Consider the following 24474-nt stretch of genomic DNA (forward strand, 5'->3'; position numbering starts at 1 on the left):
TATTTTTGAATACACTTTCATAATAGTAGGTTAATTAAACTAAACCAACCCATTTGGCAAATATTGGTACAACTAAATCTGTTACTACACCAATGACAACCAACGAGATGGAAGCCATAGCTCCTTGGATCGATCCAAGCTGAACTGCTTTAGCTGAACCAACAGTTTTACCTGAGGTACCTAAACCAAGTCCAACACCGATTGGATCCTTATCAAGTCTGAACCAACGAACTAATTGATCCCCAATTGCCAAGATGATCACTGCATTTAAAATACAGGTCATCGCAGTAATTGCTGGTTCTCCACCAATACCTTGTGCTAATGGCATGGCAATCGCAGTGGTTGCTGCAGTTGGCAATAGCGAACTGATTTCTGTATTAGATAATCCGAGTGCTTTAGTGATCACATAAATGATCGATAGTGAAATAAACAATCCGACTATCAATGCCAATAAGATTTCGACCCAGTATTTTTTGACCAGATCATTTCGTTTATAAAGTGGAACAGCAAATGCAATCGTAGCTGGACCTAACATCCAAAATAGGAAGTTAGCACCAATAAAATTGTTATTTCCACCCTTCCAATATGCGTTGTAAACTGTTTCCGGTGAAGCACCGGTCAAATGTTGGATTGTCCATAAGGTGAAGATACCTAGGACCATCCCTACAAAAAGTGGTTGAAACAAAAAAAAGCCCTTCGATTTTCTAAACAGGAAAACTCCGATCAAATAAACAACGACCGAGACAAAAATCCCGAAAAATGAATTATTAATTATTTGCATCATTTCCCTCCTTAACTTGGCGAGTAATCACCGGAGTATGTGCATTACGTAATTTAGAACTAATAAAGATGAAGAATTTTGCAGTATATGAAATCACTACCAGTAATACAATCGTAGAAATGATAATCGCAATGATCAACATAACTCCATCCTCTTTGATGATGTTCAGATGCGTATATAGTTGCACACCAGAAGGCACGAACAAGAATCCGATGATACTGATCAAGAAAGTCGACATTTTTTCAACTTGCTCAACCTTGACGATTTTAGTCGTCAATAAGAAATATAAGATCAATAACCCCCACACAGGTGCTGGTACCGGAAATGATTTCGGCATTAACATTGATAAAATGTTAGAAACAAACAAAACGCCAACAAAGATGGCGATTTGAATCAGAACATTTGATGGCTTCTTGACATCCTCTTTGGTATTGGCCTTAGTACGTTTTGAGTCATCCATATATCCCTCTCCTTATATATGTATTTATGTAACCGCATACATTTGCTACACCTAAGGAGTTTATCATATTTCACAAACTTTAGGAACTAGAATATTCTTGAATAAATAATATTTATTTAGTAAAAAAATTGGCAAACTACTTTATAATGTAGTTACTGATTAACTAAAGATTTTTTTAGGAGGCAAATATGTATTTAATGAAAGACATCGTCCGTGATGGCGATCCCGTATTAAGAAAAGTAAGTCAAGACGTGAAATTCCCTCTCAGCGACGAAGATAAGAAGCTTGCAGCTGACATGATGGAATACTTAGTAAATAGTCAAAATGAAGAATTCGCAGAAAAGCACCAACTTCGTGCTGGTGTCGGTTTAGCCGCACCACAAGTTGGCGTATCAAAAATGATGGCATCAGTTTTAGTTCCAAATGAAGAAGATCCTGACAAGCCATTGCTAAAGATCACTTTGATCAACCCAGTCATTGTTAGAAATTCTGTTCAAAATGCTGCTCTAGAACAAGGTGAAGGATGCTTATCTGTTGATAAAGACGTCCCTGGATTTGTACCTAGATCTGACCGCATTACTATCAAATACGATGATTTTGATGGAAACTCACAAACTCTTCGCGTTAGAGATTATCCTGCTATTGTTTGTCAACACGAGATCGACCATTTAAATGGCCACCTTTACTACGACAAGATCAACAAGAAGACTCCTTTCGAACTTGATCCAAGTACAGTTGTCATCCAATAATCGCGACATTTAGACCAGTCGATAAAGTATACTTACATATGTAGATATGTTAAAATTATGTTACTTGTTGATTATTCAACCAAATGGACTGAAGAATGCTTAAATAGAGCGGTTTGTCACTTTATTTAAATGACATAAAAGGAGAAATTATAGTGATTTATAAAGTTTTATATCAAGAAACTAAACAAGATAACCCCCGTCGTGAATACACACATTCACTTTACATGGATGCAGAATCAAGTATCGATGTACGTGAAGCAGTTGAAAAAAATACAAATTATGATATCGAATTGATTCAAGAGTTAGATGAAGCACATCTTGAATACGAACAAAAGAGTCCTAATTTTAAACTAACGGAGTTTTAATTAATGACTCTAAACGTAAAAAATAATGAAGTTTCCGTTTTTGCCATTGGGGGCCTTGGCGAAATCGGTAAAAACATGTACGGAGTTGAATACCAAGATGAGTTGATCATCATCGATGCTGGTATCAAATTCCCTGAAGATGAACTATTAGGAATTGATTATGTCATTTCTGACTACAGTTACCTAGTGGAACATCAAGATAAAATTAAGGGACTTTTCATCACTCATGGTCACGAAGACCACATTGGTGGAATCCCCTACTTACTACAAAAGTTACCAAACATTCCAGTTTATGCAGGCCCATTAGCATGTGCCTTGATCAAAGGTAAATTGGAAGAACATGGCTTGTTACAATCAACAAAGCTAAATGTTTTGAGTGAAGACTCAGTGATCAAATTTCCAAAAACAAGCGTTTCATTCTTCAGAACTACCCACTCTATCCCTGATACGTTAGGTGTTGCGGTCCATACACCTGAAGGAATCATCGTTGAAACCGGAGATTTCAAATTTGATTTAACACCTGTTGCTGGTTTGCCAGCACCTAATCTTCAAAAAATGGCAGCACTTGGACAAGAAGGCGTCTTGCTTTTGATGTCAGATAGTACCAATGCCGAAATTCCAACTTTTTCTAAATCAGAAAGATCAGTTGGTTTGACCATTCACCAAATTTTTGAAACGATCCAAGGTCGTATCATCTTTGCTACCTTTGCTTCAAATATTTACCGTGTTTCTCAAGCTGTCGATGCTGCGATCCAACAAAACCGTAAGATTGCAGTCTTTGGTCGAAGTATGGAACAAGCAATTGAAAATGGACGTGAACTAGGCTATTTGAATATCCCTGATGAAATGATCATGGATCCACATGAGCTTAATCACACTCCAGCAAATGAAACTTTGATCTTGTGTACAGGTTCTCAGGGTGAACCACTTGCAGCTCTTTCCAGAATTGCCAATGGTACTCACCGTCAGATCAGTATTCAACCTGGTGATACAGTTATTTTCTCAAGTAACCCTATCCCAGGTAACACGATCAGCGTTAACCATTTGATCAACCAACTTTCAGAGGCTGGTGCAGAAGTGATCCATGGTAAAGTTAACAATATCCATGCTTCAGGTCACGGTGGCCAAACTGAACAAGAATTAATGCTCAGATTAATGAAGCCTAAATTTTTCATGCCAATTCATGGTGAGTATCGTATGCTCAAGATCCATACTGAATTAGCTCAGCTATGCGGCGTCCCAGAGGATAATACCTTCATCATGGAAAATGGTGACGTATTAGCTTTAACTAAAGACACTGCTAGACGAGCTGGTCACTTCCCTGCTGGCGACGTTTACGTCGATGGTAAAGGGGTTGGCGATATTGGAAACGTTGTTATCCATGACCGCCAATTGCTTTCAGAGGAAGGTATGGTCGTTGTAGTTGCAACTATCGACTACAAGAAACATATCGTCCTTGCTGGTCCAGATATCTTGTCTCGTGGATTTGTCTACATGCGAGAATCAGGCGAGTTGATCAATCAAGCACAAAAACGTGTCTTCCACTTGATCAAGAATTCATTTGACGATGAAGACACTAAAGTTACTGAAGCTCATTTGAAACGTATTATTATTGATGGATTACAAGACTTCTTGTACAAACGTACAGCTAGAAATCCTGTTATCTTACCAATGTTAATTTCAACTTCAATCTAAGCAGATCAATTGATCTGCTTTTTTATGTATAAGGGGTCCTACCACTCATGTCCAAAATCACAAAATTGGAAGTAATCTTTAACAAACGTGCCGGCAACGGCCAATCAAAAAGCACCTGGAAATTAATTGCAAAATTTCTAGAAAAAAATCAAATACCATTTGAATTGCATTCAACTAAAAGCGATGGAGATGGTGTCAGAATAGCTAAAGAACTGGCAGATAATTTGAATGACACCGAACGGATATTAGTTATCGGTGGCGATGGTACTTTGAATCAATCGCTAAACGGCGTTAAAATCTCTAGTCGACCAGAAACACCCTTAGCGTATATTCCTAGCGGTTCTGGTAATGACTTCAGTCGTGGCATCAAAATTAAAAAGCAAAAGCCATTGGTCTTGCTGCAAAAAATCTTGGCCATGAATGAACCGGTCATGATCGATGTCGCAAAAGCCACCAATCTCAAAAACGATAAAACCAAGTACTTTGTCAACAACATAGGTATGGGCTTTGACGCTAGTGCGGTTTATTACACTAACCATTCCAAACGCAAAGATATTTTGAATACTTTAAAATTGGGTACGCTCGCCTATGTTTCTAGCTTGATAAAAGTTATTAAACTGCAAAGTGGTTTTCCAATCGATGTGATATACGGCGACAAGAAAAAACATTTTGAAAATGCCTATATTGTCACAGCAACCAATCATCCCTACTTTGGCGGTGGTATTGCCATTGACCCTAAAGCACAGCCTTTTGATCATCGACTCGACCTAGTTGTCGTCAACAAGATTACGGGCAAAACTTTCATCAAATTGTTCACCAAGCTTTTGACTGATGGTTCCCACTTAGATGATGAAAACGTCTGGTATATTCAAGAACCAGAATTCACTATTCTGGATCATCTTCCCGAACAAGGACAGATGGATGGCGAAGAATTGGGAGAACATGAATTTGAGATTCACTTCCAATCTACTGAACATGCTTTTTGGCTCCCAATAAATTCTAATGACTACTAAAAAAGGTTTGAAAGCCAATGACTTTCAAACCTTTTTGTTTGCTATTTTTCAGAAGTTACCGGACCGTGCCAGTCCAACATCCCACCCAAAACGTTGACCACATCATAACCTTTTGCAGTCAACTTCTTAGTTGATTTTCGTGAATCAACGCCTGAATGACAGATGATATAAGTTTTTTCAGCAGTTGGCTGGTAATGACCCTGTTTGATCTGTTTCCAAGGAATATTCGGAACATTTGGAATATGTTCTTTTTGATATCGTTCAGGAACGCGAACGTCGATAATTTTGATTGACGGATCCTGTTTTAACTTTTGCTCGAGTTCGGTCGTGGTAATGTTATTGATTCGTGTAAAAATTGACATTTAAGTTTCCCCCTAAACATTTCTGAGTGAAAAAATTACGATCAGTTGTAACAATAATGCGATGCTAAAGCTCAGTAAATCATACAAATACAGCGGATTAGCAATATTTGCAGGCGTGACCATAAATACGATCAAGATCACTAAAATTATCAACAACCAGAAGTACCTTAAGTATCGGCCTAAATATTTGATTTGGATTCGTTGGATCGCCCATCTGATCAAGACGACCAACCCTATCAAGCCGATAATCAAGCTGACCCAAAATGCGATCTTAACTGGATATTCTTCATTCATAAATAAAATTTGTCTCATGAATCCTAAACGTGTGTTATAGAGGTTGTCCAATTCTGTTGGCAACCAGATAAAAATAATTTCTAATAAAAACAAAATAATGGTAGTAATTCTCTTTCCCGTACTCATAAGTAGTCCCCTATTCAAAATAACTATTCAATCGTTGTAGCAATAACTCATTTAATACTGACATATCTTTGATCTGATAAACTAAGTTTATTTTATGACCATTTGGAAGATTTGCCAACTTGATCATTCCGTGCTTTAAGTCCTTTGGCGTAGGCTCAATGTAGACATCCTTAAAAATAAATTGTTCTGGCTGTAAGAATGCAAATGCTGTTACCCCATCCCAGTTGATAGTGCCATCTAAATTCCACATCTTGATATTTTCGTCAAACCAATCATCAAGTACTGACTTCAACCATTTTGCACCAGGATTATCCTTGGTAACCAAGCCGGTATCGATATTTTTTCGAGACAAGATACCGTCTAAAATGTACTGTCCACTTACTAAAGTAATATTGGCCTGACTATTTAAAACTGTTTGTGCAGCTTCATTGGAAATTGAAAGGTTTAACTCATCGACAGCAACCCCATTGATCATTAACGGTTGAAATATTCCACCCATTATGACAATTTGAGCTGTCTTTTGCAAAAGCCCAGGCTCAAAAAATTCGACTTCCGCCAAATTGTTCTGGCTACCTGTTGCCAAGATCGTAATTTGTTGAGGATATTTCTTGATAGCTTCGATCATGAATTTGGCAGCGGGCGATGGTTTGCCTAATCTAAATGAAACGTTTTTTTCTAGCCCAATAAACGTTGGTATATTTAATTGAAACAACTCAGCCATTTTTTCAGTGCAATGTTCAACTTCCTGGACAGTTCCATTGCCGAAAGTCAGTGTATTTCCAAGTAGTTCTACTTGAGGTTCTTTAACCAAATACAACAACGTCAATCCATCGTCGACGTCTCTTTGTGGTATTCCGGTCGTATTATCGCAATCATAGATCACTTTCATTATTCAGCCTCCAAGTATTCTTTAACTTGATCAAAGTCTTTGGAATAATCAACGTCGACCAACGTTTTAGCTACCGCGAACTTCACGCCAGATCCTTTGATCAAATCTAAGGTGCTGTCATAGACCGAGCTAGTACTCCAACTAATATCGGCCGTTAAATAAGGCTCAGGGTCGAGCTTATTAGTTCCAAACAAATAGTAACCCCCATCTAATGATGGTCCGATCACTAGCTGACTACTCTCAAGTTGTTCAAAAGCATGCTTGATTATTTCACCATTGAGTTGGGGGATGTCGCTGCCTGTCAAAACTACTTTTTGAAATCCTAATTTCTGAACTTTTTGGATAGCAATACTCATTTTTGACCCAATAGTTTCACCTGTTTGTGAAAAAACCTGGATCTGTTCAGGCAACTGGGCTAAAAATTGTTTTTCAGTCGCATGATCTTGAGCATAGTAAGTTAAAAACACCTGACAGTCATCATCTATTTGCTCGCTAATATTGATCAACTGAGCAAGCATTCTTTGCTGCAAAGTTGCTGCCTCTTGATCCGAATAATCAGGCATCAATCGAGTTTTAACAAATCCTGCTTCAGGTATTTTGGTAAAAATTATATAAGCATTAGGTTTCATATTTGAACTCCATATTGTTCTAAGACTGGTTTTGAAAATTTGAATGTCAAAAATTTCTGGCAACGATGCAATATTTCTTCATTCTGAATTGGCTTTTGATCATAAGTTGCAATCAGCATCCCGCACCATGACAATGCTCTCAACAGTAAAAATGGCATGTAGAGCGAAATATTATCGACTAGCTGCTTCTTTGAACTTCCGGTCAGGTCAGCATATTCGGTTAAAAAGCCATCAATTTGTTGATCAGACAATGTTTCTTCAGTTCGCCAAAGCGTTGTCGTCGGTGACATGAATTGTGTTAAATCTTGGACTGAGTTGCTATATACAGGCTTTTCCCAGTCGATCAAATATCCAAAATCGTCTGTGATCAAAAAATTATTTGAATTAACTTCAGTGTTAACTAAGCACTGGGATTGCTTAGCAAAATATCCATCATCTACATGCTCGACGCACCATTTATATAGCCCAGTCAATATTTGTTTAGCATCATCAGTTACTTGCTGAGACCCATGTACAGGTTCCAAAAGCCGTTTAGCTTCGTTAAGACGGTCGCTACAAATATTATTTTCTTGTTTTAGCAACTGAATTTCTTCAGTGGTTAATTTTAAATTATGAATCGCCGCAAAAATCTTAGCAGCCTCAGAAAGATCTTGATGATACACTAACGGTTCTCCTGGGAGGAATTGTTCTATCAAGATATCGTGGTCAAAATATGCTTTCGAATCGTCTAAATACAAAGGCTTAGGTGTTCGACCACTGGGCTCTAAAATTTTAAGCGCATTGAACTCATAGCGAGCTTGCTTAACGACATTTATTTGTGATCCATAATTGAGTCGAAAAACAAATTTTTGATCACGTGTATCCGACACCACGAAATTCCGATTATATTCGCCTTGAGCTAGAAACGAAACATCTTTTACCTCAGCCATATTGCACTTTTCTCGCAATGTTTCATTGGCTAAATAATTTATGATCTGTTGTTTGATATCGTTAGTCATTTTTTCTCCCATAATAATATTTGATCAGTGTCTTTGGCGAAATTCCCAGGGCATACGCCAGTTTGTAAACTTGCATCTTCAGAAAAAGTCGCAAATGGCCTTCCTGCTGGTACTTTCTAGAACTAGTGATGATTGTTATTGGCAATTGGGTGAACTGAAAGCCAAGTTGTTTAAGTCTGCGACTCATTTCATAATCTTCCATCAGTGGCTGTTCGGAAAATCCACCAACTTGTTGATATATTTGAGCACTAATGAAGAAGCTTTGATCGCCAAAAACTAATTTTCCAACACTAGCTCGTAAATTCGAACCGAACGACATGATCTTAAAAAATTTGCCTGGATCATCAAATTGCAACTGACAATAACCTAATTCAGGTGCATGTTTTTTCAGCCAGACGATCGGATCGACCTCAAATTTTGAATCTGCATGCAAAAACCAAAGATATTGCCCTGAAGCTAGAGCTCCGCCTAAATGCAATTGAATCCCGCGATTAGCGTGCTTGATCGAAAAATAATTGACCCGTTTAGGAATCCACTCAGGATGATCACGCACTTGACCATCGACAATAATTATTTCAACATCATCCAAATCGAATTGTGCCAACTGACCAAGTAAGTTTTTTAAGGCTAGGTCATCATAATAAGTCGGTATAATTATCGAAAGCCACATTTAAAACACCACCGGTAACTGTTTGAAGTAAAACGAATAATTTTGACCTACTGTCAGATCATCCGTATAAAAATTGAATTCCAACTCGTGATCATTAACTAAAAGTTTCACTCGACTGCCGTTGCCGATCCAAGAAACTTCTTCCACCATTCCTGAAAAGGCAGGATGATCAGTTGGCTCAACTTGCAATAGATTGGAATATGGCAAATACAGTTGATTATTTTCAACTGTTGCGATGGAAATTGGTCCAGAGTATATATCAGAATCAAATGATCGACCTGAGATTTTTCCTGTAACAAAATTAGCTTGCCCTAAAAATTTTGCAACCGCTAAATTCTTGGGATGTGTCTCTATTTGTTTCGGAGTCGAAATTTGCTCGATTTTCCCATCGATCAAAACTGCAATCTGGTTGGATAACAAGTAAGCTTCAGTCTTATAGTGAGTGACAAAAACGATGGTCAAATGAAATTGTTTCTGCAGCTGTTTCACGAAATTCAACATTTCTAAGCGCAGATTTTCGTCCAAACTAGAAAATGGTTCATCCATCAATAGTAATTTTGGTTTTAAGATCAGTGCTCGAGCTAAAGCTACACGTTGCTGTTGCCCACCTGACAATTGATCTGGAAATTTATCTTTTAATTCAACGATTCCCATGACAGCCATGATTTCTTCAGCCTCGTGGTTGATTTGATCCTTTGGTAGTTTTTGTACTCTTAATCCAAAGGTGATGTTTTTCAGCACTGTCAGATGCGGAAATAGCCGAAAGTCCTGAAAGACTAATATACCCTTGGGATTTGTTTGTCCATCTGCAATAAACTGGCCTTTTGTCGGTCGATCAATACAAGCCAAAATATTCAATAAAGTCGTTTTACCACCACCGGAAGGACCTAAAATGGCCAAAATATTATTTTCAGGAATCTCTAAATTAATATCGGTCAAGATCTGTTGCTGATCTTTGGTTTGATATAAATGCTTCAAATAGTAGGTCATTTTAGTTCACCTCCTGAGTATTTTTGATCAAAAATTTATCAATCAAATATAGTGGGATCATCGTGACCACAATAAAAGTGATCGCATAAACTGCCGCAATCTTATACCTGCCCACTTGCGTAAATGGAAACATCCTCACTGACAGCGTCAAGAATTTTCCGTCGCCAATCAGTAATGTCGATAAATACTGTGTCATCGAAACAATGTAGGTCATCAAAATTGCCCCTTGTAGGCCTTGATTACTCATCGGTAAAGTCACTTGCAAAAAAGTTTGGAGTCGGCTAGCTCCCAGATTGCGACTAACTTCAGAAAATTTACTGCCGTAAAGACTCAAATTATCAACAAGCAGCTTGATCGCATAAGGCAGACAGAATAGCGTATGGACGATCACAATTCCAATAAAACTACCATTGAGTCCAAATTTGATCATCATAAAATCGATATTAGTAATGATTGCGATACTAGGAATTACCAGTGGCAAATAAACGAGAACAGACAATAATTTTTTGGAAACGAATTGATAATTTGCTAGAGCAATTGCAGTTGGATAGGCAATTACAAGCGTCAAGACAATTGTTCCAAATGCCAAATAAATGCTATTTAAGAGTGAACTGATCAATTCTTGGTTAGTGAATAACATTTTGAAATAATAGCTTAGATCAATTTTTTGCGGCAACAGGGCTGGATAGATCCAGGCTTTGCCGATTGCAAGCAAAACGATGGTCAAAATTGGCAACAAAATAAAGATCATTACCAACAAACTTAGCGTATTAGTCCACCATTTTCTCATTTTAATCCCCCCAAATGTCCACCAGGCATTGAACGAGAAATTTTCAGCATCAGAGCTGCAAACAAAATTGAAAATAGCGATAATAAGATATTCAAACTCATTACCAACGGCAATTTGGTAAAGTCCCCTTGCACATAAAAATCATAAATATAGACAGGTAGCAATTCTTTTTGTTGGTTTCCTAGTAAAAAGGGAACCTCATAAGATCCAAAATTGAATGAGAAATTAATGATGAAAACATTGATTAAAGCCGGTTGCAACAGGGGCAAAGTAATTTGCCAAAAAATCTGCCACTTGTTAGCGCCTAAATTTTTAGCCACATCTTGAAAATCAGAGTTCATCTGTCGCAAGATCAGCAACAACGACACAATGACAAAAGGTATTTCTTTCCAAAGGTATGTGATCAATACTCCAATTTGCCAGGGATCATTCAACAACAATGGGAAGTCGTTGCTTGATTTTAACCATCCTAAATTGGTCAACATCCCTGATAATACGCCAGTCTGACTAATAAGTTGAAATAATGCCAAAATTACAAAAATATGAGGCAGCATCACGGGTATCTGGATCATTTTAGTTAACATACCATTTTGATCTGCAAGTTTATTTTTAAAGATCAAAGCTAGCATAAGTCCGATCGCACAGGCGAGAAATGCACTGAATACGGAAAATAAAAAAGTGCGTAAGCTAATCATCATAAAGCTTGAGTCGCTTACGGCACTTAAATAGTAATGAAGCGTAAAACGTTTCATATTCAAAATTGGATAATATCCAAAACTAGTAACTAATGATTTGAGCAAGGCACTGCAGAAAAATAGAAAGAAAAATAAATAAAATGGAATTAACAATAGTATTATTTTCTTTCTAGTCACCATTAAGTACATGCTCCTTCCACAGTTGTTCAATAATTGGAATCTTGTTACCAGAGATTTCTGGTAAACGCTTTTTAGCTAGTTCATCGGTTGGGATCGTATGATCCTTTTTGACTGAATCATTCAATTTAGTCGTCATATCAGCTGGAATCTTGTCGGCAGAATATGGTGAAACTGTAGCGCCGTATTTAGGATCCAAACGTTTGGTTTGTGCTTCCTTACTTAACATCGTATTGATCAATACAATTGCTGCAGCTTTATCGGGAGCTGTCTTTGGAATTGCTAAATAGTTAAAGTTACCAATTGTTCCCTTGTCGAAAACAAACGTCTGCGCGTCATCAGTAAATTGTCCTGACGCTTTTTGAGTGGCAACGTACATTTGGTTATACGACATATCCATCGCTACTTGATGATCGGCAAACATTTTATCTAATTGGGCTGTGGTCTTAGGATAAGTCTTACCCTGTTGCCACAAATAAGGTTTAAGCTGATTTAGATAGTCTAAGCTTGGCTTAATAACCTTATAGACACCAGCCTTGGTTGCAGGTGCATCATTGATGGCCTTGTAACCGACCGTTTCATAAATGATATTCCTGACGAATGCACTACCGGTAAAGTCAGGTGGTGCGACATAAGTTAACTTGCCGGGATTTTCTTTAGCCCAATCCAACAATTTTGCCGCTGAAGTCGGATAGTTGCCCTTGAACATCTCATTGCTTCCAATCAAGACAAACTGGGCATTTCCATAAGGAATCTCCTGTTGATCGATTGGTGTATTCATATCTCGTTTCGTATCTGGATCAGAACTTGAAATGTACTTTTTCATATTAGGAATCAATGATGGATCGATTTTTTCAAGCATGCCAAGTTTTTTAGCATTGTAAAAGTTCTCGCCATTGATCCAAAGAACATCCATACTACCTGTTTGTTTATTGGCTTCTTTTTCAGTGGTCAATTTATTGATGATCGTATCGATATCCATTGGCACACGTTTAACCGTGATGCCTTTTTTCTTCATCATTGGCGTGACCACATCATCGACCCAACGATTTTGTGTATCAGAACCACCAAAACCGTAGTATGTCACGGTCTTTCCCTTAGCCTGTTTTTCAGCTTGCTGATAACTAGTTGGCATTTCAGATTGACTCTTCTGGTTGTTAGAACAGCCAAATAAAAGCAAGACTGGCAACATTAAAACAATTAATGTTAAAAACTTTTTCCCCTTCAAAATTGCACCCCATCTTAAATCATTTTTTTGTGTTGACCGATTTTTTTCGGAATATAAGTTAACAAGAACAAAATCACGCCAAAAATCGTGAATTTAATCGTTAATGACATTGACACCCCTTCTGTCAATATATCTGAAGCCATATATGCGTAGATGAAGCAGGCTGGCAACATTGTGATTCCAGAGATCAGTGAAAATCTCCAAAACTTCATTGGCGTCAAAGCATACGCATAACTTTGAATCGCATATGGAAAAATCGGAACTAATCTCGTTAAGATCAAAAACGATATTCCGTTTTCGTCGACTCCCTTCATGATTTTTTTGAAAGTCGGCTTATCGCCATATTTTTTGTTGACTTCATCACGTAACAAAGTCCGTCCCAAGATAAATGAAATACTTGCACCGACAGTGCTGCCAATAACTGTCAACAGTCCGCCAATAAATCCTCCATAGGCAATTCCGGCAACGATTGCTAATAGTCCTCCAGGCAACATGAAAACAGCTGTTACAATGCATAATAAAATAAATGCGAAATATCCGATCCAGCCTTGACTTTGAAACCAAGCCTGCATATCTGGCACATTATGAAGTTCATTGACCAAACCAGTCTGATAAAAGATGAAAAAGCCAACAATGATCAATAACACAAATGCGATAACTTTTTTCATGTCCTACTCCTTACCCTTAACAAGATTTTCTTTGTGACGTTTTTTTTGAATAACTTTTCGAGCAAACAACGAGGCTGTTACCAAAATAATAAATGTGATTATTCCGATAAACAACAAAGTTTTGTTGCCATCCAAACTACCACCAACAAAAGAATACACGATCGTAGCTGGCAATTGCCCAATTCCAGTTGCAATCAAAAACTTTCCTACCTTCATATCAGTAAAGCCTGCTCCATAGCTAACTTCATCGAAGGAAACAAATGGCAATAATCTCAAAATAATTATCGTGTAATCTCCGTAGTCGTTGAAAAAGCCATCCATTTTTGCCAACGCATTCTTAGTAATGATTTTTTCAGCAAAGGGTCGACCGATCCCTCGAGCGATATAAAAGCACAATAATGCTCCAAGCATCGAACTTCCCCACGACAAGGCCGCACCGAAATACCAGCCATATAAGTAGGCATTGGCAAACGTTAAGACGAATGCCGGCAACGGAGCTACAACAGACTGAAAAACCATTAACAGTGCTGAGATCAAAGGTCCCCAGGCTCCGAAGCTATTGATGTAATCACGCAGGGCTTTGATATCCATCCTCATCAATAAAACACTGACACGATTGATAAAATCATGGTAACTGGGAATTACGTAATAACCGACTACTAATAAGACTAAAAATAAAATCGTTAATACTAGACTGATCTTGCTCTGCAAAGTCAATTTAGTGATCTCAGAACCTGATTCAATTTTTACAACGGGATGAATCCTCGCATCAATTCCTAATGCTATCAACCAAATCAATAATACTGCCAGTACGATCAGGCCAATCACCTTTTCAGGCATAGTCAGGAACAACATTTTTTTAACGATCGCTCCATGAACGACAATTAGCGGCTCCAAATGGTAGGCCGCTAATAGAATCGTAAATGAAATTATCGTTATCCAAAGTGTCTCACTGAATCTAAAAATTGCCCAATTTTGACGTAAGTGCCTTCCGTAATAAATATATAAAAGATATGTGCCGACTATTATTAAAGGAATCAACCATCCTACAGAGAGGTTGAAATTCCACCAGTTCAGCTTAGTCAGCAATGTCGCCAACAAAATACCAATGACAGCGCCGTTAAAAATAATTCTCAGTTTTGTCATCACGTTGACCACATCCCCTATCGTTTACTATGAGTTATTACTTTAAGATCTTTACGTTCTTGGAACGTGGGTCTCCAACTTGTACTTGGTATTTAGAAGGATTCTTCTTGTGGGCTTTATCCCAGGCATACCAGCCACCGTCAAAGACGTGGACATTTTGCCATCCAGCTTGATAAGCGATGAAGAAAGCTGTCGTAGCTCTCCAACCAGTACCACAGTAAAAGTCGATGTTACTTTCTGGAGTAATTCCCCATTCTTTCCAAGTTGGTGCAATTTCAGCAGCAGTCTTGACTGTGCCATCTTTGTGAAGCAAGTATGCTACGTCAGAACTAGTCTTACTTGACTTGGCATAAACGGCACCCTTTGGTTCACATTTGTCTTTAATGTAAGAATATCCACTGATCTTACCAGTGAATTCTTTCCATGAACGAGTACTTGCTAAAATAACGTTTGGATCAGCTTTTTGTTGCTTCTTGAAATCTGCAGGTGTCTTGATTTCATATTTAGCATTAGCTGGTACCTTAGTGCCAAAGTTGGTTGCAGCAATAGCTTTCTTCTCTGTACCCTTTTGGACTTTATAGTTTGCCTTTGTCCAGGCATTGTAGCCACCGTCAACAACCTTGATCTTGTTAACTCCGACCCAGAATGCAGCAAAAGCAACACGACAAGCGGCGTTAACGTCAGTTGAATAAACGATCAAAGTAGTTTTGCTAGTAACGCCATGCTTTAATAGCATCTTTTGAATTTGTTTAGCAGACAAAAGATTCCATTGGTTAGCTTCTGACTCGACTGAGTTTGTGTTGATGTGCATAGCACCAGGGATGTGACCCTTCTTAAAGGTACTATCGTTACCGTATGAAGCTTCAAAAACTTTGTAATTTTTGACCTTAGTCTTGTTATTGATGACCTTGTTAGTCCATTTTGGAGTAACAAAAACTGTTGGACCAGCTTTAGGCGTGGTAGTTGCATTTTGATCAGTTTGATCATCAGCAGCTTTGACACTGCTACCGAAACTTAACGTTACGCTAGAAAGTGCTAAGACTAATGTCAGCGCGATAAGAATGACTTTTTTTATTCTTTTCATATTTTCCCCTCAAAAATTAAGATATGAAATCAGACCCTAAATAATTTCAATTGTTACACTTTGAACAATTCGACGTTTTCATTATAAACATGAAAGTTTATAAAAACAATTAACTTTCGATAATGATGTAGCATAAAAATAATTGAAAATTAAAGAAAATTTGTATAAATTTCTTATCTTGCTGTCTATATCACATGTTGATAGTCGTAATTGCTATGTTAGCGGTTTTTTTGAATTAAACATGATTAGAATATTTTTCATTTTATGTGAAAACGGAACCAATTAATTTCCAAAAAATTTATTCTGTATTTGAAAATATGATTTAACATCCGATTAATGAAATGTTTAACAAATTACAGCAAATCACTAAAAAAACAGCTACTCGTCAATGAGTTAGCTGTTTAGAAATTTTTTACGATAATTATTTATGTTCCTTCATAAAATCATATGGTGTGATGTTATCCATTCCAATCATCGGATCGATTGAATTGGACATGACCATGTTTAATGTCAGATGTTGCTCAGTTGGCTGATCACTAGATTCTTCAGGCTCATTTTTAACTTCAGAAGTCGGATTTTCCACTGTCTTTACCTGCGATGCAGCCTCATGAGTCTCTTCTTTAGTCATCGATTCGACTGGCTTTTTGAAGACGTTGCTTAGTCTCATTAACAAAGTTGTATTTCTTTGAGTAGATTTATCCTGAATTGCACGTGTAAATGCCGATTGATCGCCAAGCATGACCAATTTTTCTTTCGACCTAGTGATTGCTGTGTAAAGCAAATTTCGACGTAACATTCTGGATTCTTCATTAACTAGTGGCAGGATCACAATTTCAAATTCAGAACCTTGTGCCTTATGGATCGACGTACAATAAGCCAAAGCAATATTGTTCCAATCTTTTCGGTCTAGCGTCACTTCGTTGCCATCAAAATCGATCACGATCTTGTCGACCTTATCGGTATTTTCTTTGGCCAAAATAATTCCAACGATAATTCCAATTTCACCGTTAAAAACGTTATCCTCTGGAGAATTTACCAGATAGACGACTTTATCTTTGATCCGATAATGAACGTTTCCGACGGATACTTCTTTTCTCTTTGGCCCCATGGGATTGACGACATCTTGAATGGTCGAATTTAAGTTGTCGATTCCAGCTGTACCACGATACATTGGTGCCAAGATCTGAACATCAGCGATATTAAAGCCACTTTTTTCAGAATGTTTGATGATCTGAGAAACAGCATCAGGAACATTGCGACTGGAAGCATTGAAAAAGCTGCGATCGCCTTTATTTTCGAAAATATCCTGATTAACGATTCCTTCATTGATATCATGCGCTAGTTGAATAATATTCGAATCATTATCAACACGATGTATCTCAGTCAAGATCGAAGTTGAAAAGACATCGCTATTGATCAAATCAGCAAAAATTTGACCTGGACCAACTGAAGGCAACTGGTCACGGTCTCCCACTAAGACCACTTGCGTTCCTGGTTGAACTGCGGTGATCAGAGTCTTAAATAGCCAAGTATCGACCATCGACATCTCATCAATGATCAAAAGTTTACAGTCCAAAGTTGGCTCAGCGGATTCGTCATCATCCGTACCCGTCAAACCCAGCAAACGATGAATCGTCATTGCCGGCAAGCCAGTAGCCTCACTCATGTTTTTAGCTGCTCGACCAGTTGGTGCCGCTAAAGCAATCGCATAATCTTCTGAAGCAGGATCGAGCGTGGCATCGTTTAATTTGGCATACATAGCAACTATTCCATTTATGATGGTCGTTTTACCAGTTCCTGGACCACCTGTTAGTAGAAAGACTGAATCGCTCACAGCCGCCTTAATGGCCTTTTGTTGAGACATGTCGTATTGAACTTTAAATTGTTCTTCGACTTTCTTGAGATCAGCTTGGTATTCTTTTTCAGACCAGTCTGTTCCCGCAAAACTTCCCGTGATCATCTTCAAGGATTGCGCAATCGCCCATTCACTATCGAACACCATTTTGTCGTAAACACGGTGGTCCTCGACGATCAAGGTTCCCGAATTGACCAGATCAGCTAATGATTGTTTGATCTTGTCCTCTAAACTACTATCAGTTTGTGGAGAACGTAAGGTCTTCAAGGATTCTCTCAACAACTCATTTTCATCTACGTAAGTGTCTCCAGTGTTATTAATGATGTTAGTCACGATCTGCACGAGAGCACCTTTGATCCGTCTAGGATCGTCTTCAGGGATCCCCAGTTGTTTAGCCAATTCATCGGCCCGTTTAAATCCGATCCCACGAATCTCAAGTACTAATTTGTAAGGATCTTCATTCAATTTTTCTAACGTATTAGCGCCGTACTTTTGATAGATTCTGGCAGACAATACATTGCCAAATCCATAATTGCTCAGCTTAAATAACGTCTGCTCGGCTTGATTGCTGTTGGCAATTTGGTCAACCACTAATTTAGTCTTGTCTTCGCCTAAATTAAGAAAATCCAAAGCCTTAGGGTCATGCATGATCTTATCGATCGCATTGTTGCCGAGTTTATCAACGATCTTCTCAGCGGTCTTTTTACCAACGCCAGGAAATTCATCGCCTGAAAAAAAGCTGATCAGCTCTTTACGACCGCTTGGCTGACTGTGATGATAAGTCTCAGCTTGAAATTGCTTTCCATATTTAGGGTGGTCGACCAAATGACCAATGAACTTATATTCTTCTTCTTCCGAGATCTGACCGAAACTACCTGTAATCACAATATCCGAGGCATCCCAATCAGTATTTGTCTTTTTAACCTTGATCGTGAAAATCTTAAACAAATTCTCAGGATTCTCAAAAAAGATTGCTTTTACAGTACCAACAAAATATTGTTGATCATCAGTTTCAGTCATTGCTGCCTCCATTCTTGGCTAAAAATTTTTGTAAGTCAGCTAATTTTTTCTCATGCTCGACATAATAATGTTCATCCAGGGATTTAGATTGTTTTAAATAATCTTGATAAGGCTGTTCTAAATTCATCGCGCAGATCGCTAAATTAAAATTGGCCTTAGCACTCGGTTTTATTTCGTTAACTTTTGAATAGTATTGCTGAGCTGATTCAAAGTTTCCATTCGCCATTAAAAGGTCAGCCAACAATTCGTTTGCCGCTGAGTCTTTGGGCATCTTTTCTACAGCTGTCAGTGCAAAAGCAATTGCCAAAGATTTCTGACCTTGTTCGTCTAAGCTTTTGGCCTTCATGAAATAAGCTTCAGCCCCGTAATTTTTGTTGATCAATTGGTCAAACAATTCATTAGCTCGATCGTATTTGTCGGCCAGAAAATACACATTACCCAAGTTATAAATTAGATCTTGATTATCAGGAAATAAAGTAAGAGACCTTGCCAGCAATTCTTCTGCCTGTTCAAGGTCACCAACATCAACTAGATTTGCGGAAAGCTCCAAGATCACATCTAATTGTCTATTATTTTGATTTAAACGTGCGACTAACTTTTGAATGTGGGCACGCTTTTTACCTTCTTGTGGATTACTCATTTAATTACCTCAAATTAAATCGTATCGGTACTTTCTAACTTCTTATTTAAAAATTTTGTCTCGTTCCATTTGACGAGCGAATACTTGCCATTCTCATATTTCAGATGAGTCAAACTTGAATTTGATAGACCGCCATTTTTGCGTAAGTCAGCAATTTTGGTCCCCAGTAACGCTTGGATCATCGCAACCAATGCGGCCCCATGACTAACTAATAGAATCGATGCATCAGGATCAGTCTTAGCAACGATCCGATTGATGGCGTCATTTGATCTCTTGATCACTGACTCAAACGATTCCCCATGAATCTTTGTGGCATCGTATTTTGCTGGTTCTTGGCGGAACGCATGAATAACATCAGGTATCCGCGCCTCAAGATCAACGAACTTCTTACCTTCCATGTCGCCAAGATCAAATTCTTTTAAGCCATCGACTTCAGTCAGTGGAATCTTTTTACCCAGGTCTTCTAACAATATCTCAGCTGTGCGTCTAGCTCTTAAAATTGGGCTTGAGTATGCGTGACGAATTGGGATATTCTTCAATCTTTTTGCTAATAATCCAATATCATGAATGCTTTCGGGTAAAAGTGGCGAATCTCCATGACTGCCTTGATATTTGCCTTCTAAATTCCATTCTGTTTTACCATGTCTTACAAAATACAAATCCATACTAATACCCCTCGTGAATGTTAATACTACAATTATGGAGATTTAGCCTACTTTTTTCAAGGGTTTAGCGGGTGAAAAAAAGAGCTGGGGACATTCCCCAGCTCGATTGCATTTAAATATATTGTAACTTCTTTGCGTTCATGTAGGCGTTGTCGATTGTTGCTCCACCTAAGCACTCCTCGCCATCGTAGAACACTACCTCTTGACCAGGTGTGATTGCACGAACAGGATTGTCAAAGTCAACGCTGACCTTGCCATCATCCTTGATGTTAACTGTTACGCCAACATCTTGTTGACGATATCTAAACTTGGCTGTGGCATGGAAAGTCTCTCCATAGTCCAGGCCAGTAATAAATGACAAATCAGAAGCTTCCAAATGATCAGCATACAATGCTGGATTCTCGTATCCTTGGTCAACATAAAGAATATTCTTCTTCATATCCTTGCCAACTACGAACCATGGCTCATTTGACTTGCCGTTTCCGCCAAGACCTAGACCAGATCTTTGACCAATTGTGTAGTACATGAGTCCCATGTGGTTACCCTTAACTTCACCATCCGGTGTCATCATTGTTCCAGCTTGTGCAGGCAAGAACTCGCCGAGGAACTTTCTAAAGTTTCTCTCACCGATGAAACATACACCAGTAGAGTCCTTTTTCTTGGCAGTAGCTAAGCCAGCCTCTTCAGCAATACGACGTACTTCTGACTTTTGCATTCCACCGATTGGGAATAAAGCCTTTTGTAGTTGATCTTGTTGAACAGTACTTAAGAAATATGTTTGATCCTTGTTGGCATCGCCGCCACGCAACAAATGAACTACGCCATTGTCGTCACGGAATGTTTGGGCATAGTGACCCATAGCAATGTAATCTGCATTCAATTGGTTAGCATAGTCCAAGAATGCCTTGAACTTAACTTCCTTATTGCACATTACATCAGGGTTAGGAGTTCTACCCTTGCGATATTCTGATAGGAAATATTGGAATACGCGATCCCAGTACTCCTTTTCAAAGTTGACGGAATAATAAGGAATTCCGATCTTGTTTGCTACCTTGGCAACATCCTCGTAATCTTCTGTTGCTGTACATACGCCTGAATCATCTGAGTCGTCCCAGTTCTTCATGAAGACGCCGATTACCTCGTAGCCTTGTTGTTTCAACAAAAGAGCACTGACAGAAGAATCAACTCCTCCACTCATTCCAACAACTACGCGCTTTTTTGCATTATCCATAAAATAACCCTCTTATTTCTTTATCAGGATGTCCTTTTGCTCCAAAAAGTTCATCATGAATTTATAATCATCAATTTCATCTTTTGTATCTTTACCCTTGTAGATGTTTAAGTTATGAAGACCACTTTTATCTGTGATCGCCATTCTTAGACGTTTGAACTCGTCAGAAATCGTGATTTTTAATAAATATCTAGCATCATAAGGTGATGTACCTGAGATGGGTCTAGATAATTTAAAATGATCATTTCTTCCCTCGACAAAACCGGCATCCATTAATGAATACTTTTTGATGTCTGGAGCGATTTCGTATACGTCTGTGTCACCTAATACTTGAGCTTGATTTTCTTGCATAATAGAGTCCCCTTAATTATTAAATTCTCAATAATTAGTTTGCTCATTTTTTATTAATTAGTCAAGTCCTTAACGATCTCGACCATCTTATTAGTAAATGTATCAATTTGTTCCATTGTGTTTCCGGCACCAAAACTGATCCTTACAGAATCGTTGATCCGGGGATTATCTTTACCAAACATTGCGACTAAAACATGCGATGGTTCAAGGCTTCCGGCAGTACATGCTGAACCTCCAGAAACTTCAAATCCCTCTAAATCTAATCTAGTCAACAGCACGCTTTTTTCGATGCCTGGCAAATATAAATTGAAAACATGATTGAGTCCGTGAGAATCTTTGGGACCATTGATTTCGTATTTAATGTCATTTTGATCAAGAATCTTTTGGATCTCTTGTTTAAATGAATAATATTTCTCGCGACGGTGTTTCTTTTCTTCATCGCTGGCCATTTCTACAGCCTTAGCAAACCCAGCAATTGCCGGAACATTCTCTGTCCCAGCACGACGCTTAGTTTCTTGATCTCCACCCTTAATGTATGAAGGAATGTGGATATCTTTATTTTCATATAAAAAGCCGATGAACTTGGGGCCATATAGTTTATGAGCCGAAGTCGACAAAAGATCAATGTGTTCAGCCTTCACGTCAATATCTTCAGTTCCATATGCTTGAACAGCATCTGTATGAAAATATGCTTGGTGATCTTTTAAAAGATCACCAATTTCTGAAATAGGATTTAAAGCTCCAACTTCATTGTTACCGTACATAATAGAAACTAAGATCGTGTCATCAGTTAAAGCCTGTTTAACTTGTTCGACTGTGACTGCGCCAGTTTCATTAGGTTTTAGGTAAGTAACTTGAAATCCGATCGATTCCAAATATTCCATTGGTCTTAAAACTGCCTCGTGTTCAGTTTCATCTGTAATAATGTGTTTACCTTTATCTTGACGTGATAATGCAGTTGAAATAATAGCTGTATTATCGCTTTCGGTACCACCACTAGTAAAGATTATTTCTGAATCACTTGCATTGATGCTTTGAGCAATCGTATGCCTACTTTCGTCCAATACTTTACGCGCCTGGCGGCCAAAATAGTTAGTGGCAGATGCGTTACCAAAATTATTGAGCATTTGGTCGCGCATTACCTCTACTACCTCCGGGGCCGTAGGCGTTGTGGCAGCATTATCTAGGTATGTATACTCCACTTTAAAAATCCCCTTCTTGATCTATTCCTGATCTAAAAAATTTAACAACATTTTGACAGACTTTTGTCCTGCTTCGACAACAAATTCATCAAAGTTGACACTGGCGTTTTCGTCTCCAACATCACTCATTGAACGAATCACTACAAAAGGAGTGCCAAATTGCGTACATACTTGTGCAACTGCTGCACCTTCCATTTCAGATGCTAATGCATCAGGAAATGCCTTTTTAATTGTAGCAATTTTAGCTTTATCGTCAATGAATTGGTCTCCAGATACGATCAAGCCCTTGTGATAGGTCAGGTTTGTTCTATCGGCTGCAATTTCAATTTGATTAATATAGAAAGGATCTGCCTCAAAATACAATGGACTTCCTGGTAATTGTCCCATAGCATATCCAGATTCGGTCACGTCAACATCGTGATAAGCTAGTTTATCGGAAATAACAATGTCGCCAATCTTGAGTCCTTCGCCAATTCCGCCGGCTGAACCAGTGTTGACGATCAGATCTGGTTGATATTTTTCATTAAGGATCGTAGCAGTCATTCCTGCTTGAACTTTACCGATACCACTTTGAGCCAAAATAACTTGATGGTCGCCGTACTCACCTTCGGTGAATTCAACGTTAGCTAAAGTTTCAGTTTTAACTGCGTCCATACTTTCCTTAAATAATTTAATTTCTTCTGCCATGGGTACGATTACGCCAATTCTCATTTGTGATAGCTCCTTTTTCTATATAAAAAATAAAATTAAAAATACAATAATAATTAAGCCGAATACTGTAATAATCGCAATATTTAGCTTTTTTTTCAATTTATTTGTCTTATTCTCAAAAGATAATTCTTTTTCTTCTCTAATTTGATCAGGATGTTCCTGTTGATACTCTTGTTCAACTTCACGACGCTTTTGATCAGCCATAGCACGTTGACGACGTTGAAGTTCTTCTTCGGTCATAACTGAACTAGTTTGTTGCGGATCGTTATTTGTGTCATTAGTTTTGTTGATCAAATTTTTCAGTCTGGAAAACATGTTATTCACCTTTTGCTAATAGAAGTTTCCAGTACGTGATCGCAAAAATTGTTTTCGCATCGCAAATGGATCCATCTTCAATATATTTTTCTGCTTCTGGTAACGTTAAACGTTCGACGTTCAAAAATTCGTCGCTGTCGAGTGGACGTTTGTTTTCAACTTCAGTCAAGTTCCTAGCTGTAAAAATCGTGATTTTCTCATTGGAATAGCCAGGACTAGCATAAAACGCAGTGACCTTTTCCAGCTGATCAGTTGTTAGACCTAATTCCTCATTCATTTCACGTAGAGCAACTTCCTTTAAGTCATCGCCTTCGTCTTCGTCGATCTTACCAGCTGGGATTTCCAAAGTTTCCTGTGCCATTGGTGCTCGCCATTGACGTACAAAAATCATTTTATCGTCGACAAATGGAATAATACCCACAGCTCCATGATGTTGAACAATTTCTCGAATGTCAGGAATTCCATTTGGCAAAATCACTTGTTGAACATCCACGTCAAAAATTTTGCCACCGAACATTCTTTTTGAAGCAACGACCTCTTCGTAATATCTAGAATCTTCTTTACGCATACCGAAACCTCACCTAAGTTAAATTTAAATCTGCAATAGTTATTGTAACATGCAAAATAGCATAACATATCCATTTGCTAAACTTTACCGATCATATCAAAAAAATT

General features: G+C 38.2%; 28 protein-coding genes. 4 read left to right on the forward strand and 24 right to left on the reverse strand.

Features of this window, described 5'->3' with window-relative positions:
- Positions 1-34: 34 nt before the first annotated feature.
- Complete coding sequence (locus LKF16_RS02665; protein ID WP_291468387.1) at positions 35-781, reverse strand: LrgB family protein; 747 nt, start codon at positions 779-781, stop codon at positions 35-37.
- Complete coding sequence (locus LKF16_RS02670) at positions 768-1241, reverse strand: CidA/LrgA family protein (RefSeq protein ID WP_291468388.1); 474 nt, start codon at positions 1239-1241, stop codon at positions 768-770. The genes LKF16_RS02665 and LKF16_RS02670 overlap by 14 nt, the downstream gene beginning before the upstream one ends.
- Before the next feature lie 188 nt (positions 1242-1429).
- Here LKF16_RS02670 and def point away from each other — a divergent pair, with 188 nt between their 5' ends.
- The 4 genes from def to LKF16_RS02690 all read left to right on the forward strand — a co-directional run bounded on the left by def (position 1430) and on the right by LKF16_RS02690 (position 5063).
- On the forward strand, positions 1430-1990 hold the full coding sequence (def, locus tag LKF16_RS02675) for a peptide deformylase (RefSeq protein WP_291468390.1): 561 nt from the start codon (positions 1430-1432) through the stop codon (positions 1988-1990).
- A gap of 152 nt (positions 1991-2142) precedes the next feature.
- On the forward strand, positions 2143-2355 hold the full coding sequence (locus LKF16_RS02680; RefSeq protein WP_291468391.1) for a DNA-directed RNA polymerase subunit epsilon: 213 nt from the start codon (positions 2143-2145) through the stop codon (positions 2353-2355).
- Between the two features lie 3 nt (positions 2356-2358).
- A complete protein-coding gene (gene rnjA, locus LKF16_RS02685; protein WP_291468394.1) occupies positions 2359-4050 on the forward strand; it encodes a ribonuclease J1 in 1692 nt (563 codons plus the stop codon).
- A 47-nt stretch (positions 4051-4097) separates the two neighbouring features.
- Positions 4098-5063: a diacylglycerol/lipid kinase family protein gene (locus LKF16_RS02690; protein WP_291468396.1), complete on the forward strand. Its 966-nt coding sequence runs from the start codon at positions 4098-4100 to the stop codon at positions 5061-5063.
- 41 nt (positions 5064-5104) lie between these two features.
- Here LKF16_RS02690 and LKF16_RS02695 read toward each other — a convergent pair whose 3' ends face one another.
- The 22 genes from LKF16_RS02695 to LKF16_RS02800 form a co-directional block, all read right to left on the reverse strand.
- Entirely contained in the window at positions 5105-5425 is a 321-nt protein-coding gene (locus tag LKF16_RS02695; protein ID WP_291468397.1) for a rhodanese-like domain-containing protein, read from the reverse strand.
- A gap of 12 nt (positions 5426-5437) precedes the next feature.
- Positions 5438-5845 (reverse strand): hypothetical protein, encoded by a 408-nt coding sequence (locus LKF16_RS02700; RefSeq protein WP_291468399.1) that lies wholly within the window; start codon positions 5843-5845, stop codon positions 5438-5440.
- Positions 5846-5855: 10 nt separating this feature from the next.
- Positions 5856-6734 (reverse strand): nucleoside hydrolase, encoded by an 879-nt coding sequence (locus LKF16_RS02705; RefSeq protein WP_291468401.1) that lies wholly within the window; start codon positions 6732-6734, stop codon positions 5856-5858.
- The gene (locus LKF16_RS02710) at positions 6734-7363 is read right to left on the reverse strand and encodes a TIGR04282 family arsenosugar biosynthesis glycosyltransferase (RefSeq protein WP_291468403.1); all 630 of its coding nucleotides are present in this window, start codon (positions 7361-7363) and stop codon (positions 6734-6736) included. Before LKF16_RS02710 ends, LKF16_RS02705 begins: the two co-directional genes overlap by 1 nt.
- Positions 7360-8361 carry a phosphotransferase family protein gene (locus tag LKF16_RS02715; protein WP_291468405.1) on the reverse strand — a complete coding sequence of 334 codons (1002 nt, stop codon included), beginning with the start codon at positions 8359-8361 and terminating at the stop codon, positions 7360-7362. Before LKF16_RS02715 ends, LKF16_RS02710 begins: the two co-directional genes overlap by 4 nt.
- Positions 8354-9031: a TIGR04283 family arsenosugar biosynthesis glycosyltransferase gene (locus tag LKF16_RS02720; protein WP_291468407.1), complete on the reverse strand. Its 678-nt coding sequence runs from the start codon at positions 9029-9031 to the stop codon at positions 8354-8356. The genes LKF16_RS02715 and LKF16_RS02720 overlap by 8 nt, the downstream gene beginning before the upstream one ends.
- Positions 9032-10021 carry an ABC transporter ATP-binding protein gene (locus LKF16_RS02725; RefSeq protein WP_291468409.1) on the reverse strand — a complete coding sequence of 330 codons (990 nt, stop codon included), beginning with the start codon at positions 10019-10021 and terminating at the stop codon, positions 9032-9034.
- Between the two features lies 1 nt (position 10022).
- Positions 10023-10811: an ABC transporter permease gene (locus LKF16_RS02730; protein WP_291468411.1), complete on the reverse strand. Its 789-nt coding sequence runs from the start codon at positions 10809-10811 to the stop codon at positions 10023-10025.
- Entirely contained in the window at positions 10808-11686 is an 879-nt protein-coding gene (locus LKF16_RS02735) for an ABC transporter permease (RefSeq protein ID WP_291468412.1), read from the reverse strand. Before LKF16_RS02735 ends, LKF16_RS02730 begins: the two co-directional genes overlap by 4 nt.
- Entirely contained in the window at positions 11676-12911 is a 1236-nt protein-coding gene (locus tag LKF16_RS02740; protein WP_291468414.1) for an ABC transporter substrate-binding protein, read from the reverse strand. Before LKF16_RS02740 ends, LKF16_RS02735 begins: the two co-directional genes overlap by 11 nt.
- A gap of 14 nt (positions 12912-12925) precedes the next feature.
- Positions 12926-13579 carry a TVP38/TMEM64 family protein gene (locus LKF16_RS02745; protein ID WP_291468415.1) on the reverse strand — a complete coding sequence of 218 codons (654 nt, stop codon included), beginning with the start codon at positions 13577-13579 and terminating at the stop codon, positions 12926-12928.
- 3 nt (positions 13580-13582) lie between these two features.
- The gene (locus tag LKF16_RS02750; protein ID WP_291468417.1) at positions 13583-14725 is read right to left on the reverse strand and encodes a TVP38/TMEM64 family protein; all 1143 of its coding nucleotides are present in this window, start codon (positions 14723-14725) and stop codon (positions 13583-13585) included.
- Between the two features lie 37 nt (positions 14726-14762).
- On the reverse strand, positions 14763-15809 hold the full coding sequence (locus LKF16_RS02755; protein ID WP_291468419.1) for a sulfurtransferase: 1047 nt from the start codon (positions 15807-15809) through the stop codon (positions 14763-14765).
- A 421-nt stretch (positions 15810-16230) separates the two neighbouring features.
- Positions 16231-18684, reverse strand: coding sequence for an SF1B family DNA helicase RecD2 (gene recD2, locus LKF16_RS02760; RefSeq protein ID WP_291468421.1), 2454 nt, complete (start codon positions 18682-18684; stop codon positions 16231-16233).
- Complete coding sequence (locus LKF16_RS02765; protein ID WP_291468422.1) at positions 18677-19324, reverse strand: tetratricopeptide repeat protein; 648 nt, start codon at positions 19322-19324, stop codon at positions 18677-18679. The genes recD2 and LKF16_RS02765 overlap by 8 nt, the downstream gene beginning before the upstream one ends.
- 14 nt (positions 19325-19338) lie before the next feature.
- The gene (locus tag LKF16_RS02770) at positions 19339-19989 is read right to left on the reverse strand and encodes a histidine phosphatase family protein (RefSeq protein ID WP_291468423.1); all 651 of its coding nucleotides are present in this window, start codon (positions 19987-19989) and stop codon (positions 19339-19341) included.
- Positions 19990-20101: 112 nt separating this feature from the next.
- Entirely contained in the window at positions 20102-21220 is a 1119-nt protein-coding gene (gene mnmA, locus LKF16_RS02775) for a tRNA 2-thiouridine(34) synthase MnmA (protein WP_291468425.1), read from the reverse strand.
- A gap of 12 nt (positions 21221-21232) precedes the next feature.
- On the reverse strand, positions 21233-21571 hold the full coding sequence (locus tag LKF16_RS02780) for a hypothetical protein (protein ID WP_291468427.1): 339 nt from the start codon (positions 21569-21571) through the stop codon (positions 21233-21235).
- Between the two features lie 53 nt (positions 21572-21624).
- Positions 21625-22773, reverse strand: a complete 1149-nt coding sequence (locus LKF16_RS02785) for a cysteine desulfurase family protein (RefSeq protein WP_291468429.1) — start codon at positions 22771-22773, stop codon at positions 21625-21627.
- A gap of 21 nt (positions 22774-22794) precedes the next feature.
- Positions 22795-23484 carry a 5'-methylthioadenosine/adenosylhomocysteine nucleosidase gene (locus LKF16_RS02790; protein WP_291468432.1) on the reverse strand — a complete coding sequence of 230 codons (690 nt, stop codon included), beginning with the start codon at positions 23482-23484 and terminating at the stop codon, positions 22795-22797.
- A gap of 18 nt (positions 23485-23502) precedes the next feature.
- Positions 23503-23799 carry a hypothetical protein gene (locus tag LKF16_RS02795; protein WP_291468434.1) on the reverse strand — a complete coding sequence of 99 codons (297 nt, stop codon included), beginning with the start codon at positions 23797-23799 and terminating at the stop codon, positions 23503-23505.
- 1 nt (position 23800) lies between these two features.
- The gene (locus LKF16_RS02800) at positions 23801-24367 is read right to left on the reverse strand and encodes an NUDIX hydrolase (RefSeq protein WP_291468436.1); all 567 of its coding nucleotides are present in this window, start codon (positions 24365-24367) and stop codon (positions 23801-23803) included.
- Between the last annotated feature and the right edge of the window lie 107 nt (positions 24368-24474).

It is taken from the genome of Companilactobacillus sp., from assembly GCF_022484265.1.
In the GTDB taxonomy this organism is placed as follows: Bacteria; Bacillota; Bacilli; order Lactobacillales; family Lactobacillaceae; genus Companilactobacillus.

What these genes read in the sequence shown, in the direction of transcription:
- LKF16_RS02700 (WP_291468399.1), bottom strand. Translation starts at nt 5,845, where the DNA reads ATGAGTACGGGAAAGAGAATTACTACCATTATTTTGTTTTTATTAGAA.
- LKF16_RS02730 (WP_291468411.1), bottom strand. Translation starts at nt 10,811, where the DNA reads ATGAGAAAATGGTGGACTAATACGCTAAGTTTGTTGGTAATGATCTTT.
- LKF16_RS02720 (WP_291468407.1), bottom strand. Translation starts at nt 9,031, where the DNA reads ATGTGGCTTTCGATAATTATACCGACTTATTATGATGACCTAGCCTTA.
- LKF16_RS02750 (WP_291468417.1), bottom strand. Translation starts at nt 14,725, where the DNA reads ATGACAAAACTGAGAATTATTTTTAACGGCGCTGTCATTGGTATTTTG.
- LKF16_RS02665 (WP_291468387.1), bottom strand. Translation starts at nt 781, where the DNA reads ATGCAAATAATTAATAATTCATTTTTCGGGATTTTTGTCTCGGTCGTT.
- LKF16_RS02670 (WP_291468388.1), bottom strand. Translation starts at nt 1,241, where the DNA reads ATGGATGACTCAAAACGTACTAAGGCCAATACCAAAGAGGATGTCAAG.
- LKF16_RS02795 (WP_291468434.1), bottom strand. Translation starts at nt 23,799, where the DNA reads ATGTTTTCCAGACTGAAAAATTTGATCAACAAAACTAATGACACAAAT.
- LKF16_RS02800 (WP_291468436.1), bottom strand. Translation starts at nt 24,367, where the DNA reads ATGCGTAAAGAAGATTCTAGATATTACGAAGAGGTCGTTGCTTCAAAA.
- mnmA (WP_291468425.1), bottom strand. Translation starts at nt 21,220, where the DNA reads ATGGATAATGCAAAAAAGCGCGTAGTTGTTGGAATGAGTGGAGGAGTT.
- LKF16_RS02690 (WP_291468396.1), top strand. Translation starts at nt 4,098, where the DNA reads ATGTCCAAAATCACAAAATTGGAAGTAATCTTTAACAAACGTGCCGGC.
- LKF16_RS02710 (WP_291468403.1), bottom strand. Translation starts at nt 7,363, where the DNA reads ATGAAACCTAATGCTTATATAATTTTTACCAAAATACCTGAAGCAGGA.
- LKF16_RS02780 (WP_291468427.1), bottom strand. Translation starts at nt 21,571, where the DNA reads ATGCAAGAAAATCAAGCTCAAGTATTAGGTGACACAGACGTATACGAA.
- LKF16_RS02715 (WP_291468405.1), bottom strand. Translation starts at nt 8,361, where the DNA reads ATGACTAACGATATCAAACAACAGATCATAAATTATTTAGCCAATGAA.
- LKF16_RS02695 (WP_291468397.1), bottom strand. Translation starts at nt 5,425, where the DNA reads ATGTCAATTTTTACACGAATCAATAACATTACCACGACCGAACTCGAG.
- LKF16_RS02790 (WP_291468432.1), bottom strand. Translation starts at nt 23,484, where the DNA reads ATGAGAATTGGCGTAATCGTACCCATGGCAGAAGAAATTAAATTATTT.
- LKF16_RS02765 (WP_291468422.1), bottom strand. Translation starts at nt 19,324, where the DNA reads ATGAGTAATCCACAAGAAGGTAAAAAGCGTGCCCACATTCAAAAGTTA.
- LKF16_RS02705 (WP_291468401.1), bottom strand. Translation starts at nt 6,734, where the DNA reads ATGAAAGTGATCTATGATTGCGATAATACGACCGGAATACCACAAAGA.
- LKF16_RS02770 (WP_291468423.1), bottom strand. Translation starts at nt 19,989, where the DNA reads ATGGATTTGTATTTTGTAAGACATGGTAAAACAGAATGGAATTTAGAA.
- rnjA (WP_291468394.1), top strand. Translation starts at nt 2,359, where the DNA reads ATGACTCTAAACGTAAAAAATAATGAAGTTTCCGTTTTTGCCATTGGG.
- LKF16_RS02755 (WP_291468419.1), bottom strand. Translation starts at nt 15,809, where the DNA reads ATGAAAAGAATAAAAAAAGTCATTCTTATCGCGCTGACATTAGTCTTA.
- LKF16_RS02735 (WP_291468412.1), bottom strand. Translation starts at nt 11,686, where the DNA reads ATGGTGACTAGAAAGAAAATAATACTATTGTTAATTCCATTTTATTTA.
- LKF16_RS02725 (WP_291468409.1), bottom strand. Translation starts at nt 10,021, where the DNA reads ATGACCTACTATTTGAAGCATTTATATCAAACCAAAGATCAGCAACAG.
- LKF16_RS02745 (WP_291468415.1), bottom strand. Translation starts at nt 13,579, where the DNA reads ATGAAAAAAGTTATCGCATTTGTGTTATTGATCATTGTTGGCTTTTTC.
- def (WP_291468390.1), top strand. Translation starts at nt 1,430, where the DNA reads ATGTATTTAATGAAAGACATCGTCCGTGATGGCGATCCCGTATTAAGA.
- recD2 (WP_291468421.1), bottom strand. Translation starts at nt 18,684, where the DNA reads ATGACTGAAACTGATGATCAACAATATTTTGTTGGTACTGTAAAAGCA.